This window comes from Pseudomonas sp. 4CAES_32.4, from assembly GCF_058136335.1.
In genome coordinates this window covers 3,614,899-3,630,184 of the sequence record NZ_CM176882.1, presented here as the reverse complement: position 1 = coordinate 3,630,184, position 15,286 = coordinate 3,614,899, and the positions used below count along the sequence as shown (strand labels likewise).

At 61.1% G+C, this 15,286-nt stretch carries 10 protein-coding genes; 8 read left to right on the top strand and 2 right to left on the bottom strand.

The genetic code is table 11. The features are described from left to right. The first annotated feature begins 47 nt into the window (after positions 1-47). Both AC3Y64_RS16110 and AC3Y64_RS16105 read left to right on the top strand, forming a co-directional pair. Positions 48-1,070, top strand: coding sequence for an NAD-dependent epimerase/dehydratase family protein (locus AC3Y64_RS16110; protein WP_489984442.1), 1,023 nt, complete (start codon positions 48-50; stop codon positions 1,068-1,070). A 52-nt stretch (positions 1,071-1,122) separates the two neighbouring features. After that, positions 1,123-2,202 carry a zinc-binding dehydrogenase gene (locus AC3Y64_RS16105; protein ID WP_489984441.1) on the top strand — a complete coding sequence of 360 codons (1,080 nt, stop codon included), beginning with the start codon at positions 1,123-1,125 and terminating at the stop codon, positions 2,200-2,202. Positions 2,203-2,220: 18 nt separating this feature from the next. On the opposite strand, the gene AC3Y64_RS16100 is transcribed toward AC3Y64_RS16105, so the two are convergent. Then, entirely contained in the window at positions 2,221-3,231 is a 1,011-nt protein-coding gene (locus tag AC3Y64_RS16100) for an AraC family transcriptional regulator (protein ID WP_489984440.1), read from the bottom strand. Between the two features lie 250 nt (positions 3,232-3,481). On the opposite strand from AC3Y64_RS16100, the gene AC3Y64_RS16095 reads away from it, so the two are divergent. The 6 genes from AC3Y64_RS16095 (at position 3,482) to AC3Y64_RS16070 (ending at position 13,481) form a co-directional block, all read left to right on the top strand. Then, positions 3,482-5,356, top strand: coding sequence for a DUF1302 domain-containing protein (locus tag AC3Y64_RS16095; RefSeq protein WP_489984439.1), 1,875 nt, complete (start codon positions 3,482-3,484; stop codon positions 5,354-5,356). Positions 5,357-5,379: 23 nt separating this feature from the next. After that, on the top strand, positions 5,380-6,735 hold the full coding sequence (locus tag AC3Y64_RS16090) for a DUF1329 domain-containing protein (protein ID WP_489984438.1): 1,356 nt from the start codon (positions 5,380-5,382) through the stop codon (positions 6,733-6,735). A gap of 71 nt (positions 6,736-6,806) precedes the next feature. Further along, complete coding sequence (locus AC3Y64_RS16085) at positions 6,807-7,763, top strand: WD40/YVTN/BNR-like repeat-containing protein (protein WP_489984437.1); 957 nt, start codon at positions 6,807-6,809, stop codon at positions 7,761-7,763. Positions 7,764-7,766: 3 nt separating this feature from the next. Next, positions 7,767-10,169, top strand: coding sequence for an efflux RND transporter permease subunit (locus AC3Y64_RS16080; RefSeq protein ID WP_489984436.1), 2,403 nt, complete (start codon positions 7,767-7,769; stop codon positions 10,167-10,169). 149 nt (positions 10,170-10,318) lie between these two features. Next, positions 10,319-11,797, top strand: coding sequence for a DUF1254 domain-containing protein (locus AC3Y64_RS16075; RefSeq protein WP_489984435.1), 1,479 nt, complete (start codon positions 10,319-10,321; stop codon positions 11,795-11,797). Positions 11,798-11,936: 139 nt separating this feature from the next. Next, positions 11,937-13,481 (top strand): arylsulfatase, encoded by a 1,545-nt coding sequence (locus AC3Y64_RS16070; RefSeq protein WP_489984434.1) that lies wholly within the window; start codon positions 11,937-11,939, stop codon positions 13,479-13,481. Positions 13,482-13,536: 55 nt separating this feature from the next. On the opposite strand, the gene AC3Y64_RS16065 is transcribed toward AC3Y64_RS16070, so the two are convergent. Continuing rightward, positions 13,537-15,078, bottom strand: a complete 1,542-nt coding sequence (locus AC3Y64_RS16065; RefSeq protein WP_489984433.1) for a methyltransferase regulatory domain-containing protein — start codon at positions 15,076-15,078, stop codon at positions 13,537-13,539. Positions 15,079-15,286 lie beyond the last annotated feature (208 nt).

The following is a 15,286-nucleotide window of genomic DNA, read 5'->3' as shown; positions in this document are numbered from 1 at the left end:
GGCGCTGCGGCGGCCGCCCATTCGTCTGGATTTGGGGAGTGTGCTCAATGAGCCAACCTGTCATGCCAACCGGTAGCGAAGGGCAGACGCCTGACGTGCCGCGTTCGGTTTTCATCACCGGTGCCAGCGGCTTTATCGGCCAGGCATTGGCGCGTCGCTACCGGGCGCTCGGGGTCGAAGTGCGCGGCATGGACCTGCGCGCCGACGCTGCCAACGGCGTGGTCGCCGGCGACCTGACCCGCCCGCAGCAATGGGCCGAACATGCTCGCGGCTGCGAGTTGTTCATCAACACCGCAGCGGTGGTGTCCCTCGCGGCGTCGTGGCAGCAGTACCGCGAGGTCTCGGTTCGCGGTGTGCGCAATTGCCTCGATGTCGCCATCGCCAGCGGCGCCAAACGCTTCGTGCAGTTTTCCTCGATTGCCGCCCTCGGCTGGGACTACGCCGAGCAGGCCGACGAGCGCAGTGACGTGGTCATCGGTGATCACTATCGCTACGGCGTGGCCAAAGGTGCGAGCGAGCACGTGGTACTGGCAGCGCATGCAGCGGGCGAAATCGAGTGCACGGTGGTGCGTCCCGGTGACGTGTACGGCCCCGGTTCCCGCGCGTGGCTCAGCGAGCCGCTGAAGATGGCCAAGGCCGGCGCGCTGATTTTGCCCAACGGCGGCAAGGGGCGCTGGACGCCGGTGTACATCGAAGACTTGCTCGACGGCGTGATGCTCGCCGCCGGTTTGCCTCAGGCGAGCGGGCAGATCTTCCACGTCAGTGCGAGTGAATCGGTCAGTTGCCGTGAATTCTTCAGCCACCACTGGCGCTGGGCCGGTCGCAGCGGTGCGCCGCGCAGCCTGCCGCTGGGTCTGGCGGTGACGCTGACCTGGGCGATCTGGCAGATCAATCAACTGCTGCGCCGCAACGACGAAGTCACGCCGGACACCATGTACATGTTCGCCCGCACCGGTGGCATTTCCATCGACAAGGCCCGCCGTCTGCTGGGTTACGCGCCCAAGGTCAGCCTCGACGAAGGCCTGCGCCGTTCCGAGGCGTGGCTGCGTGAAGTCGGCCAGTTGAGCTGATGCCTGCACGCCGCCGAGTCGTCGGCGGTGCAATCTGATAAGGAGAATTCTGATGAAAGCGGTTGTCATGCGTGACAAGCAATTGCAGGTCGATTCGATCACAGCGCCTACGCCGGGGCAGGGTGAGGTGCTGGTCAAGACCCTCGCTTGTGGCATTTGCGGCTCGGACCTGCACATGTTCCATCACTGCGAACATGTGCTGGCCAACTTCAAGCGCGGGCACATTCCGATTGCCTTCGATGATCGCCAGGATGTGGTGTTCGGCCACGAATACTGTGCCGAGATCCTCGATCACGGGCCGGGCAGCGACAAGAAACTCAAGGTCGGCACGCGCGTCTGTTCGTTGCCGTTCGTGATTACCCCGGAGCATTTCCATCACATCGGTTTTTCCAACCGTTATCCGGGTGGTTACGGCGAGCAGATGGTGTTGGCCGAGCAGATGCTGATGCCGGTGCCGGGCGATCTGCCGGCGGACATCGCGGCGTTGACCGAGCCGCTGACCGTGGCCGCTCACGCCGTCAATCGTGCGCGTCTGGATGGCAGCGAAGTGCCGGTGGTGATCGGTTGCGGGCCGATTGGCCTGGCCGTGATCGCGGTGCTGAAATCCCGCGGTATCGGCCCGGTGGTGGCTTCCGACTTCTCCGCCGGGCGTCGCGCCCTCGCAGAGAAAATGGGCGCCGACGTGGTGGTCAATCCGGCTGAACAGTCGCCGTACCAATCGTGGCTGCAAGTCGCGGCGCCCGAGGGTTACGACATCACCGGGCCGATGGCGCTGTTGGGTTTGGGGCCACAACCCAAGCCGTGCGTGGTGTTCGAGTGCGTGGGCGTGCCGGGTCTGATTCAGCAAGTGATCCAGAACGCTGCGCCGCGCTCAAGACTGATCGTCGTCGGCGTGTGCATGGAGAGCGACCGCATCGAACCCTTGATCGGCATCGGCAAGGAAATGAACGTGCATTTTTCCTTCGGCTACACCGGGGAAGAGTTCGCCCACACCTTGCACGCGCTCGCTGACGGCAAACTCGACGGTGCGCCGATGATCACCGGTCGCGTCGGACTGGATCAGGTGGCCGGTGCGTTCGCCGATCTGGCGCAGCCGGATGAGCACGCGAAAATCATCATCACCTACGCGTGAAAGCCTTTGCGCGCTGGCTTACGGGTCGGCGCGCAATTGCGTGCGTCGCACGCGCGGCGGCACGCCGTACCAGCGTTTGCAGGCGCGGTTGAACGAACTCTGTTCGGCATAGCCAAGCAGACCGGCAATCTGCGCCATCGGCATGTTCGCTTCGGCCAGGTACAACTCGGCAAGTTCCTGGCGTGCGCGCTCGACCATGTCTTCGAACACCAGATCGTTGTCGGCCAGCCGCCGCTGCAGCGAGCGTTCGCGCATGCCCAGTTGTTCGGCAATCAGCGGCAGCGCGCAGCGTTGCGTCGGCAACAAACGACGAATCGACGATTCGACCTGCTTGCCGATGTCCAGCGGGTTCGCGCCCATGTTGCTGACGTATTCCATCATGGTGTCGTGCAATTGGCTGTTGTGCTGGTCGATCGGTTTGCTCAGGCAATCAGGCTGCAGCACCAGGGCGTTGTGCGCCTGGCCGAAATAGGTGCGGGCGCCGAAGAAGCGCTGATAGCGACTCTGCGGCAGCCGCGCTTCGGTGCGCGACAGCACCGAGTGCGGGCGGAATCCCGGGCCGTAAAGCATCTGCAAGGTTTTGAACATGACCCCCAGGGACGTCTCGATCACCTGGCGCTGGCGCGGTGGCGGACGCAGGGTCATTTCATAGATCAGGTAGGGGTGGACCGGGTCGATTTCGGTGTCCAGGTGCACCAGCACGCCGGGGCTGTAGATGTGCAGGAAACGCACGATCTCCGTCAGCGCTTCGCCGACATTGCGCGCATTCTGTGCGACCACTGCCAACGGGCCGAGGATATTGATGCTTTGCCGCTCGGCCAGACGCAGGCCGAAATCAATGCATTGCAACTGTTCGGCAGTCAGCTCCAGCAAGTTGATCATCGCCCGGTAGGGTACCACGGCCGAGCCGTTGTCGAGCGACTTGGGATCGATCTGCATCTGGCGCAGCAGGTCATCGGGATTGCCGCCCAGTTCTCGCACGAGCTGGGGGTAACCGGTCAGGGATGAGGTTTTGATCAGGGCAGTCATGGTCGGCTTTTAGGCTCTTGTGTCATGAAACAGGCGATGCCCGACCTCTGCGGGCGGGCAGCGCCATCGTCTCTGCATTTGTGATGGACGAACAGTTTAATTCGTTGGCTGACGGCTAATGACAAAAGTCTGACATGAACGGACAAATGATTCTGCACGCCCTCTCTGCATGCTTGCGCACACAAACAAGAACGCTCAGCCATGGGGTCAAGTCCGGCCCCGCACGGTAAGGGCGATGGCGGAGACCTGCATGCACAATAAAAACAGCAACGTTCGTACCTGGATGAAACCGTTGGCCGTGGCCATTTCCTGCGTGTCGGCCGGGGCCGTGCAGGCCCTGCCGTTCCAGTTGGAAAACGGCTGGGAAGGGGAGTGGAACACCACGCTGTCGGTCGGTTCGCAATGGCGTGCGGAAAACCAGGACAAAGCGCTGTACAGCGGCGCCAACGGTGCACTGCTCGGCAAGTCCGGCGGCACGGGCGGTTCGGTTGACGCTGGCAACCTCAACTATGACAAGGGCGACCGCGTCTCCACCATCGCCAAATTCGTCACCGACCTGTCGCTGCGCAATGGCGACATGGGCGGTCTGGTGCGGGTCAAAGGCTGGTATGACGAAGCGCTCAAGGACGAAGACGTCAATTTCGGCAGCGCCGGCAATGGCTATCGCAAGAAACCGCTCAACGATGACGGATACGCCGACCTGCAGAAATTCAGCGGCGTCTACCTGCTCGATGCCTACGCCTACAACACCTATTACTTCGACGACACGCCGGTGCAGGTGCGCCTTGGCCGGCAAGTGGTCAACTGGGGCGAAAGCGCTTATATCCAGGGCATCAACCAGATCAACCCGCTCGACGTCCCGGCCTTGCGCCGCCCCGGCACGGAGCTCAAGGAAGCGCTGATTCCGGTGTGGATGGGCTACGTCAACATTGGTCTGCCCGCCGGGATTTCCATGGAGGCGTTCTACCAGCTCAAGTACGAAAGCACGGCCATCGAAGGCTGCGGTCACTATTGGTCAGTGACCGAAAGTGCCATTGGCCAGGACTTCGGCGATTGCCAGGTGGGCACCTTACTCGGTGGCACCAATCCTTCATCGCCCACCAAGATTGCCGCTGGCGCGTACTTGCCGGAAGTCAAGGGCAAAGACCCGCGCGACAGCGGCCAGTGGGGCGTGGCGTTCCGTTTCCCGCTCGATGCCCTCGACGGCGAGTTGGGCGTGTATTACATGAACTACCACTCGCGCACGCCTTATCTGGGCATGCGCAGCACCGGTTCGGCCGCGCTGACGGCGTTTCCCAACGCTGGCACACCCGGTGCTATCGCGCGCAACGCGCAAGGTCAGTTCGTCGGGCCTAGCTGGGAATACCCGGAAGACATCCGCCTGTACGGGCTGAGTTTCACCACCACGCTGAGCGGCTGGTCGATCGGCTCGGAACTCAGCTATTCGCCCAATCAACCGGCACAAATCAACGGCGCCGATTTGCTCAACGGCGCTTTGACCGGGGTCGGCCCGGCAGGTGAATTGCTGCAAGCGGTGAAGGTGCAAAGTGCGCCATTCACCGCCGGTTGGGACCGGTACGAGAAAACCCAGTTTCAGGTCAACGGCGTCAACGTGTTCCCCAACGTGCTCAAGGCGGACAACCTGACAGTGGTTGCCGAAGCTGGGTTCCAGTGGAACAACATTGCGCAGGGTGACGAAGACCGCCGTTACGGTCGCGGTTTCATCTACGGCATGGGCTCGTCACCGACCATTCCCGGGGGTGGCAACACCTGCACCACGACCATCGCCAGCCTGAACAACTCAAGCCCGGCCGGGTGCAAGAACCAAGGCTATGTCACCGATTTTGCCTGGGGTTATCGCCTGCGCGGCCAGCTCGATTACAACAACTTCCTCGGCACCAGCGTCACCGCTTCGCCTTACGCGTTCTTCGGTCAGGACGTCGATGGCGTGTCGATGGATGGCCAGTTCAACGAGGGGCGGATTACCACGGCGGTGGGCATCACCTTCGATTACAACAAGCAGCAAAAACTTGATTTCAGCTACGTCAGTTTCGACAACAGCGCCGAATACGACCCCCTGCATGACCGCGATTTCTACGCGGTCAATTACAGCTACAGCTTCTGACAGAACAATAAGAGGTAAGTCTGATGAACAAGCTTATTCATGCCACGCGCCTGGGTGGCGTGGCGTCTGCCTTGCTGCTCGCCTTGAGCAGCCCGGCGCACGCCCAGATCAGCGCCGATCAAGCCGCCCGCCTGGGCAAAGACCTGACCCCGCTGGGTGGGGAGATGGCCGGCAATGCTGACGGCTCGATTCCGGCCTACACCGGCGGCATGGCGCAGCCGCCCAGTGGCTGGAGCCCGGAGCAGGGCTACGTCGACCCGTTCGCCAGCGAAAAACCGCTGTTCACCATCACCGCCGCCAACCTCGCGCAGTACAAGGACAAACTCACGCCGGGCATGCAGGCGCTGCTGGCCAAGTACCCGAGTTTTGTCATGCCGGTTTACCCGACGCATCGCACGGCGATGGTTCCGGCAGCCGTTGCCGACAAGGTCAAACAGGAGGCGCCGCACGTCGAACTCAACGGTTTTGGCGTGAGCAACCTGAACGGTTCGACCACGCCGTTCCCGATTCCGAAAAATGGTCTTGAAGCCATCTGGAACCACAACGTGCGTTACCTCGGCGGTGGTTTGCAGCGCACTTACGCCTCGTTCCCGGTGCGGGGCGGCGGTGATTACTACGCATTGCGCGTGGAAGAAAATCGCGTCTTCGACGCCAACATGGACAAGCAATCGGACAACCGCCTGCTCAACTATTCGGCGCGATTCATCTCCCCGGCAACCCTCGCCGGCACCGTACAACTGGTGCAGGAACCGATCGATCAGGTCAAGGAGGTGCGTTCGGCGTGGATCTACAACGTCGGTCAGCGCCGCGTGCGTCGTGCGCCGGATCTGGCCTATGACAACGTCAACGACGGCACCGAAGGCCTGCGCGTGACCGACGACTTCGACGGCTACAACGGTGCTCCGGATCGCTTCGACTGGAAACTCGTCGGCAAGCGCGAAATGTACGTGCCGTACAACGACTACAAGCTCGGCTCGAAACAGGTCAAGTACAAAGACATCCTCACCGTCAACACGCCCAACCCCGATTTGCTGCGCTACGAGTTGCACCGTGTCTGGGTGGTCGAAGGCAACTTGCGCGCCGATGCCAAACACGTTTACGGCAAGCGTGTGATGTACCTCGACGAAGATTCCTGGACCGTGTTGGCCAGTGATGCCTATGACACCCGTGGCACCTTGTGGCGCGTGGGTGTGCATCCGCTGATCCAGTTCTACGACGCGCAAGTGCCGTGGTATCGCGCCAACATCTGGCATGACCTGAGCAATGGCAGCTACTACCTGTCCGGCCTGGCCAACGAAGAACAGCAACCGTGGAAATTCGGGATCAAGGGCCGTTTCGTCGACTTCCAGCCTGACGCCTTGCGGCGCATGGGCAAGTGATCGCCACGCCTCTTGATTAACCCGCTGCGGACGGCCATCCGGTCGTTCGCAGGCTTACTGGAATCCTTGTCATGTCGTTACGTCATCTGGAATGGCTGGCGGGCGTGGGGTTGTGCCTGCTGGCCGGCGCACTGCGCGCCGAAACGCCCAAGCTCGACTATCAGGTCAGCTCGCAACACGCGTTCCTGCTCAACATTGCCGACAGCGGCGACCATCTGGTGGCGGTCGGCGAGCGCGGCGTGGTGCTGATCGCCGATGAAAAAAATGCGCAATGGCGCTCGGTGCGCACTGACACCACACGCACCTTGTCCGGCGTGGCGTTTGTCAGCGCAGCGATTGGTGTCGCCGTGGGGCACGGCGGCACGTTGTTGCGCACCGAGGACGGCGGCCAGCATTGGTCGTCGATCGAGACGCCCGCCAATGGTGATTCGTTGCTCGGTGTCATTGCATTGGGCGACGGGCGCATGGCTGCCTGGGGCGCGTTCGGCCTGTATCTGCGCTCCAGCGATAACGGCGTCAGCTGGCAGCGACTGCCGGTGCTGGACGGCGACTTCGACCGGCATATTTCGCAAGTCATCACATTGGCCAATGGCGATTGCCTGATGGTCGGCGAGAGCGGCACGCTCGCCCGTTCGCGGGATCACGGCGAAACCTGGCAAGCCATGGACAGCCCTTACGCCGGCAGCCTGTTCGGTGCCTTGCAACTGCAAAATGGCGCGCTGCTGATCTACGGCATGCGCGGCAACGTCTGGCAGTCCAGCGATGACGGCCAGACCTGGGCGCGGCGCGACACGGCCACCACGTTCGCGTTCAACGGGGCGTTGCAGCTCAAGTCGGGACGGGTGCTGGTGCTGGGCAACAGTGGTTTGCTGCTGGCCAGTGACGATCAGGGCCAGACCTTCAAGACGCTGCCATCCACTCACACCAGTCTGGCCAAGGCGCTGCAACTGGCCGACGGCCAACTGCTCGCGGTCGGCGATCGCGGCGTCACGCCCCTCGCGGCCAACGTGACCCAGGGTCAGGAGTAAGCCATGAGCATTCAGGAAAAGTACGTGACGAATGCCGAACAGATGAAGCGCAAGGACTTTGCCCAAGGCCTTGTCGGCAAAGTCTCCTACTGGATTTTCCATCAGCGCAAACCGCTGCTGGCGCTGTTCATTCTGCTTACCGTGGCGCTGGGTTACAGCGCCACGAATCTGAAGATCGAAGCGGGTTTTTTCAAGATGATCCCGCTGCATCATCCGTACATGAAGACCTTCCTCGAGTATCAGAAGGATTTCGGCGGCGCCAACAAAGTGTTGGTGGCGGTGAAGAGCAACAAGGGCGAAATTTTCACCCCGCAAGCGATGGCCGCGTTGCGCAAAGTCTCCGACGAAGTGTTTTTCATCAATGGCGTAGAGCGCAGTTCGGTGACCTCGCTGTTCACCTCCAACGTGCGCTACACCGAAGTGGTCGAAGACGGTTTTACCGGCGGCAATCTGGTCGATTCCAGCTACGCCGGCACACCGCAGCAAGTGGCACAGGTGCGCGAGCGCACACTTAAATCCGACTGGGTCGGACGCATCGTTTCCAATGATTTGTCATCGGCGATGGTGGTGGCCAACCTGCAAGAGACCGACCCGGTGACCGGCCAGCGTCTGGATTTGCAGGAGGTGGCGAAAAAACTCGAGCAGATTCGTCAGGACAACCAGAACCCCGACATTAGCATTCACATTATCGGTTTCGCCAAATCCATCGGTGACATCGCCGAGGGTGCGTCCGATGTGCTGGTGTTCTTCGTCATCGCCTTCGTCATCAGCGCGTTGCTGTTGTACTGGTATTGCGGCTCGTTGATGTTGACTGGCTGGGCGCTGATCTGCGCGATGGTGCCAGTGGTCTGGCTGCTCGGATTGTTGCCGCTGCTGAAACTGACGCTGGACCCGATGTCGATTCTGGTGCCGTTCCTGATCTTCTCCATTGGCGTGTCCCACGCGGTGCAGATGACCAACGCGTGGAAACTGGAAACCCTCAACGGCGCTGACGGCGTCACGGCGTCGCGCAACTGCTTCCAGAAACTCTTCGTGCCCGGCGCCGTGGCGCTGCTCGCCAACGCCTTGGGCTTCATGGTGATTGCCCTGGTCGACATCGAAATGGTGCGCGAACTGGCGATCACCGCGACCCTCGGCGTGTCGGTCATGATCGTCACCAACAAGATGCTCTTGCCGATTCTGTTGTCGTTCATGCGTTTGTCGGCGGCGGACGCGCAAAAGCTGCGCGGCAAGGAAACCCTCGGTGCAGGTCTGTGGGAACGCCTCGGTGTGTTGGCAACCCGGCGCGGTGCGGCGTGGGCGTTGCTGTGTGCGGCGCTGCTGCTCGGCTGGGGATTGTGGGAGGCGCGGCAACTGCACGTCGGCGACATCGGCGCCGGTGTGCCGGAACTGCGCGCAGATTCGCGCTACAACCAGGACGTGGCCGCGATCACCCGCGACTTCGCGATTGGCGTCGATTTGCTGCAAGTGATCGTCAAGGCGCAGGGCGACGAAACACCGTGCGTGAAGCGCGAAGTGCTCGACCCGATCAGTGAGCTGGAGCTGTACCTGCGTCAGGATGACGGCGTGTCATCGGTGCGCAGCCTGGCCGGTTTCGTCGGCAATATCACTCAGGCCTACGCGGAAACCGACCTGAAGTGGCGAGTGCTGCCCGAACCCACTGCGCAAATCGCCCAAGGCGTCGGCTTCGCGACACGGGTCGGCACCGAGTACATGAACAGCGCGTGCAATGCGATCCCGGTGTCGATCTACACCCGCGATCACCAGGCCGACACCATCAGCAACCTGATGGCCAAGATCAAGGCGTTCAAGGCGGCCTATGACAACGACAGCGTCACCTTCGAGTTGGCCTCGGGCAACGTCGGCGTCATGGCCGCGACCAACGAAGTGGTGCACGCCGGAGATCGACTGGTCAACGGCGCATTGTTCGCCTCGGTAGCGCTGTTGTGTCTGTGGATGTTCCGTTCCTGGCGCATCACCCTCTGCGTGATCATCCCGCTGGCGCTGGTCACCGTGCTGTGCAATGCGCTGATGGCGCTGCTCGGGATCGGCGTCAAGGTCAACACCTTGCCGGTGGTCGCGTTGGGTGTCGGCGTTGGCGTGGATTACGGCATCTACCTGTTCGAGCGGATCAAGCACGAGATGCACGAAGGCGGACTGAGCCTGCGGGAGGCGTTTGTCGAAGCGCTGAAACAGCGGGGCACGGCGTCGGTGTTCACGGCGGTCACCATGACGTTGTCGATTGCCACCTGGGCGTTTTCCAACCTCAAGTTCCAGGCGGACATGGGCATCCTGCTGGCCTTCATGTTCCTGGTGAACATGCTCGGCGCCATCCTGCTGTTGCCGGCGCTGGCCGCCTGGTTGCTGCCCAAGGCAAAGGCTGCGCAACCCACGCCAAAAATCTGAGTGAATCGACGCTTGTCGGAATCCTTGCCGAAAGGCCCGGCTCATTGTTGAGCCGGGCCCTTTTTCCCCACGCTCGAAGCAGCGATCAATTTTCTATTTTTGGGTCGAGTCAGCACGTCTGCCCATCATCCAAACGGAGTTTGAACCCAATGAAAAATCCACTGACCCACTCATTGCTCGCGGTAGCGCTGGCGTCTGTGATGGCCGCCAATATCCATGCGAGTGAAAGCCTTGCCAGTGAAAACTCTGCCGGCAAACCCGCGTCGCAAGTGCCGGGTGTTCCCGTCGGCACCGTGATTACCCCGTCAAGCGCCAGCGTGATTGCCCAGGATGCGTACCTGTGGGGCTGGCCCATCGTCAACGCGTTCAACCGCCGCACTTCGTTTTCCAGGGCGCCGGAGCCGGGTCTGGTCGGCGGCATTCTGCCGGCGGCGCCAACGGGCTATGTGGGCATGCTCACCGACTACATATCGCCCGAACAGCGCTGGATCGCGCACCCTAACCAGGACGTGGTTTACGGTTTTGGTTATGGCGCCACCGACGACGATCCGATGGTGCTGCAGGTGCCGGACTTCGGCGATCGCTTTTGGGTCTACGCGCTCTACGACGCCCGCAGCGAGGAATTCTCCAGACTGGGCAAACAGTACGGGACCAAGCCCGGCAATTATCTGGTGGTCGGGCCGAACTGGAAGGGCAGCGTGCCGGCAGGCATCACGGCGGTCATCAAGTCGCCCACCGAACTGGTTGCCGTCGGCCCGCGTACCTTCCTCGACGACAGCGATGCAGATCGCAAAGCCGTGCAGGCCGTGCTCAATCAAGTGGTGGTCTACCCGTTGAGCAAGTACACCGGCAAAACCATAACCAAGGACTGGAAAGCCACTCCGCATTTCCCGCAAGTGCAGAAAAGCGCTGCAGAGTCGCGTTGGGTCATCCCGGAAAAATTCTTCGAGCAATTGCCGGAAGTCCTCGCCAAGGTGCCGCCGCTGGCCGGCGAAGAAAGCCGCTACGCGATGATGCACGCGCTGCTCGATGCTGCCGCGAAAGACCCGGCAATCAAGGACGCCATCGTCAAGGCAGCGGTCAAGACCGAAGAAGAAGTCGTCTCGCCCTTGTTCTCGTTCCGCACCAACGGCTCGCGCCTGGCCAATGGCTGGAACTCGCCGACCAACGTGGCGCGCTGGGGCAATGACTATCTCAGTCGCACGGCGACGGCCAAGTCGAACATGTACACCAATCAGCCCGAAGAGACGCGCTACTTCTTCCTCGAAGTCGATGAGAAGGGCCAGCGCCTTCACGGCGATCACCGCTACACGCTGACGTTCCCCAAAGGCCAGACGCCGCCGGCCGAGGGTTTCTGGTCGCTGACCCTGTATGACCCGCAGCACTTCTTCGCGCCCAACGCGATCAATCGTTATTCCCTCGGCACCAAGAACAGCAAGAGCATGCAGACCAACGCCGATGGCTCGTTGACCCTGTATATCCAGCACGACTCGCCGGGCAAGGACAAGGAAGCCAACTGGCTGCCAGCGCCGAAAAGCGAGTTCGAAGTGACCATTCGTACGTACTGGCCAAAACCGCAAGTCTTGAGCGGTGGATGGACACCGCCGGGCGTGGCCCAAGTGCAGTGACCCGTTTGCGCCGTGGCGGCAAATGGCAAAGATCTGTCGTCAAATGCCAAGTTTCGGCGCGCCTCTCAGGGCAGCCTACAGGCGCTGAATATCACAGCAGATCAAGCACAACAACTATAAGAAAAGGGGTAAGGGGATGATGACGACGAGCATAACGCTCAAGCGCTGGTGCGGCGTGCTGGCCTTGCTGGCGGCTGGCCTGTCCTCGGCGATGGCGGCCGACAAACCGAACATCCTGGTCATTTTCGGTGATGACATTGGCATCACCAACATCAGCCGTTACAGCAACGGCATCATGGGCTACCAGACACCCAACATCGACAGCCTGGCCAAGGAAGGTGTGATGTTCACCGACTATTACGGCGAACAGAGTTGCACCGCCGGACGCGCGGCCTTCATCACCGGCCAGCATCCAGTACGCACCGGCCTGACCAAGGTCGGCATTCCCGGCGCCGTGACCGGTTTGAAGGCCGAAGATCCGACCATCGCCGAGTTGCTCAAACCGCTCGGCTACGTCACTGGCCAGTTCGGCAAGAACCACTTGGGTGATCGCGATGAATACCTGCCGACCAACCATGGTTTCGACGAATTCTTCGGCAACCTCTATCACCTCAACGCCGAAGAAGGCCCGGAAGACCCGGACTGGACCAAGAATCCGGAGATGGACAAGCGATTCCGTCCGCGCGGCGTGATTCGCAGCAGCGCCGACGGCAAGATCGAAGACCTCGGTGCCCTGACCAAAAAACGCATGGAGACTATCGACGAGGAATTCCTCGCCGCCTCGACCAACTTCATGGACAAAGCGGTCAAGGCCGATAAACCGTTCTTTGTCTGGTACAACTCCACGCGCATGCATTACTACACGCACATCAGCGACAAAGTGAAGGGCAAGTCCGGGCAGGGCGAGTACAACGACGGCATGCTCGAACACGATGGCCAGGTCGGCCAATTGCTGAAGAAACTCGATGAACTGGGCGTTGCCGACAACACCATCGTGATTTATTCGACCGACAACGGTGTGCACTTCAATCAGTGGCCGGACGCCGGCGTCACGCCGTTCCGCGGGGAAAAGAACACCAACTGGGAGGGCGGTTTCCGCGTGCCCGCCATCGTGCGCTGGCCGAACCACATCAAGCCCGACACGGTTTCCAACCAGATCATGTCCGCCCAGGACTGGATGCCGACCTTGCTCGCTGTCGCCGGCGTCAATGACGTCAAGGAGCAGTTGCTCAAAGGCTACAAGACCGGCATGAAGAACTTCAAAGTGCATCTGGACGGTTACAACTTCCTGCCGTATCTCGTCGGCCAGGAAGACAAGGGCCCGCGCACCGATTTCTACTATTTCAGTGATGACGGCAAGTTGCTTGGCGTGCGCGACGGTGACTGGAAACTGGTGTTCGCTGAGCAGCGCGCCCATCAGTTCGACGTCTGGCGCGACCCGTTTGTCGAACTGCGTATCCCCAAGGTATTCAACCTGCGCCGCGATCCGTATGAGCGCGCCGACACCGACTCGAACAATTACAACCAGTGGTGGGACAAGAAAGTCGGCGTCGTCGGCCTGCCGGCCATGGCGCGGGTGCAGCAATTCCTCGCGACCTTCCAGCAATTCCCGCCACGCCAGCGCCCGGCGACGTTTACGGTGGATCAGATGGTCGAGAAATTCATGCAGTACAAGGTGCAGTGATGAGCTGAGGAGGGCGGTTGCAGCGGGCGGTGCATCCATGCACCACCCACCTCGATCAAACGATTTTCAAAGCGCTCAGCACGATCAGCGATTGCTCGGCAAAGGCCTGGGCCTGTTCGGTCAGCGCGGCGATGTTGGCTTCGGCGGTGGTCAATGGTTTGCCGTCCTTGAGCAGCACTTCGTTCTGTTCGGCGATGACGCTCCACACCAGTTGCGCCCATTCCGCCGGGTGCTGTTTGCCTTGGCGGATCGCAATCAGGAACAGTTGCTGGTAGCGGCTGACCGCGACGCCACCGCCGGTGACCGGGCTGCTCAGCACCTGAATGTCGGCGTTGAACAGCGCGCGTTTGCACAGTTGCAGGTTGAACGCGGCGCAGCGCTCGTACACCAGCGCCTCGGCGGCTTCGCTCTGGCAAGGCGCTACGGCGCCCATGCCGATCAAGATTGCAATGGCTTGCTCGAGATCGTCATAAGCCATCGGCGCGACGTCGGCGAGCAACTGCTGCAGGGTTTTGGCTTCATACGTCTGGCCCGCCAGTGCATTGAGCACCGGCCCGTAGATTGCCGGTTGCAGCGACGCTTCGCCAGCAGGGCCAGTGACGCTGGACGCGACGTTTTCTGCCGGCTGCATCAGGATGAATCGGGTTTTGAGCATGCGCGAGCGGCGCTCGGCGGCGCTGAGGCGGTTGGCACCGCGCACATATAGATCGCGACGGAAGGACTGGTTGACGAAATAGTCACGCGCTTGTTCGCGCATGATCGGATGCTCGATACCGTCGAGAAAGGCCAGGCCTTCGGCGCTCAGATTGAGCGCATCGACCGAGTCCATCGGCACCGCCGTCGTGACGTAGTCGAGCTTGGCCGGGGCCAACGCATCGGCCATGTCGGCGAAAAACATGCAGTTCCAGTCGCGATTGAAATATTCGTGGGCGACGTATTGGCGATCCTGGCCTTTGATGGTCTTCAACCTGGCGCCCAAGTGCGGCGCGGCAATCGCATACTTGGGGTTGGCCGCCAGCAACGCCTCGGAAAACTGCAACGCGGCATCGATGCGCTGATCCGGGCGCGTCGAGTGATTGGCAAAACGGTCGTGCAGGCTGAACAGTTGGCGCAACGGCGCCGAAGGCGACCACCCCGGCAGAGCGTTATAGCTGACATACAGATGACCACCCGGTTTGAGGTGGCGGCGGGCAAATTCGACGATCAGTTTGTGGTTGTCACGGCTGACCCAACTCCAGATGCCATGCAGGCTGATGCTGTCGAACTGTGGCAAATCCTGGCGCGCCAGCAGTTGCTCGAAACTGTCGTCATACAGCTTTGCGCCGTTGTTGCTGAGTTCCGCCAGTTCAATGGCATGGGCCGCTTGACCCGGATGGAAGTCCGTACCGACGAAGGCTGCGGGGTTGGCCGTGGCGTGGATATTGATCGACACACCCTGACCAAAGCCGAGCTCGCAGTGGTAGCCGTCGGGATTGTCCAGACTGGAGTAGCCGCGCAACAACAGGCAGTAACGCTGGAAAACCGGATTGATTTCCCGGCTATAGCTGTAGGTGTAGCCCTCGTCGGTGAAATAACCTTCGTTCCAGGCGTTGCTCATAGGTGCAGCCTCTTGCATCAAAAATGAGGGGTTGGACTGGCCTCTTTCAATCTGGCGCTGTCCATCAGAGTGTTGTCGGCAGGATCAAACCATTCGATAGGGTCCATGGGATATTTCACGTCGATGCCAAAGCATCTGGGTTGCTTTTTTACGCCAATCTGTACATTGAAACGGGTGAAATAGCCGAACCGGGCCTTGGCGTGAATCC

Coding starts and splice junctions, on each gene's coding strand:
- AC3Y64_RS16065 (WP_489984433.1), bottom strand. CDS start 15,078: ATGAGCAACGCCTGGAACGAAGGTTATTTCACCGACGAGGGCTACACC.
- AC3Y64_RS16105 (WP_489984441.1), top strand. CDS start 1,123: ATGAAAGCGGTTGTCATGCGTGACAAGCAATTGCAGGTCGATTCGATC.
- AC3Y64_RS16070 (WP_489984434.1), top strand. CDS start 11,937: ATGACGACGAGCATAACGCTCAAGCGCTGGTGCGGCGTGCTGGCCTTG.
- AC3Y64_RS16080 (WP_489984436.1), top strand. CDS start 7,767: ATGAGCATTCAGGAAAAGTACGTGACGAATGCCGAACAGATGAAGCGC.
- AC3Y64_RS16085 (WP_489984437.1), top strand. CDS start 6,807: ATGTCGTTACGTCATCTGGAATGGCTGGCGGGCGTGGGGTTGTGCCTG.
- AC3Y64_RS16110 (WP_489984442.1), top strand. CDS start 48: ATGAGCCAACCTGTCATGCCAACCGGTAGCGAAGGGCAGACGCCTGAC.
- AC3Y64_RS16090 (WP_489984438.1), top strand. CDS start 5,380: ATGAACAAGCTTATTCATGCCACGCGCCTGGGTGGCGTGGCGTCTGCC.
- AC3Y64_RS16095 (WP_489984439.1), top strand. CDS start 3,482: ATGCACAATAAAAACAGCAACGTTCGTACCTGGATGAAACCGTTGGCC.
- AC3Y64_RS16075 (WP_489984435.1), top strand. CDS start 10,319: ATGAAAAATCCACTGACCCACTCATTGCTCGCGGTAGCGCTGGCGTCT.
- AC3Y64_RS16100 (WP_489984440.1), bottom strand. CDS start 3,231: ATGACTGCCCTGATCAAAACCTCATCCCTGACCGGTTACCCCCAGCTC.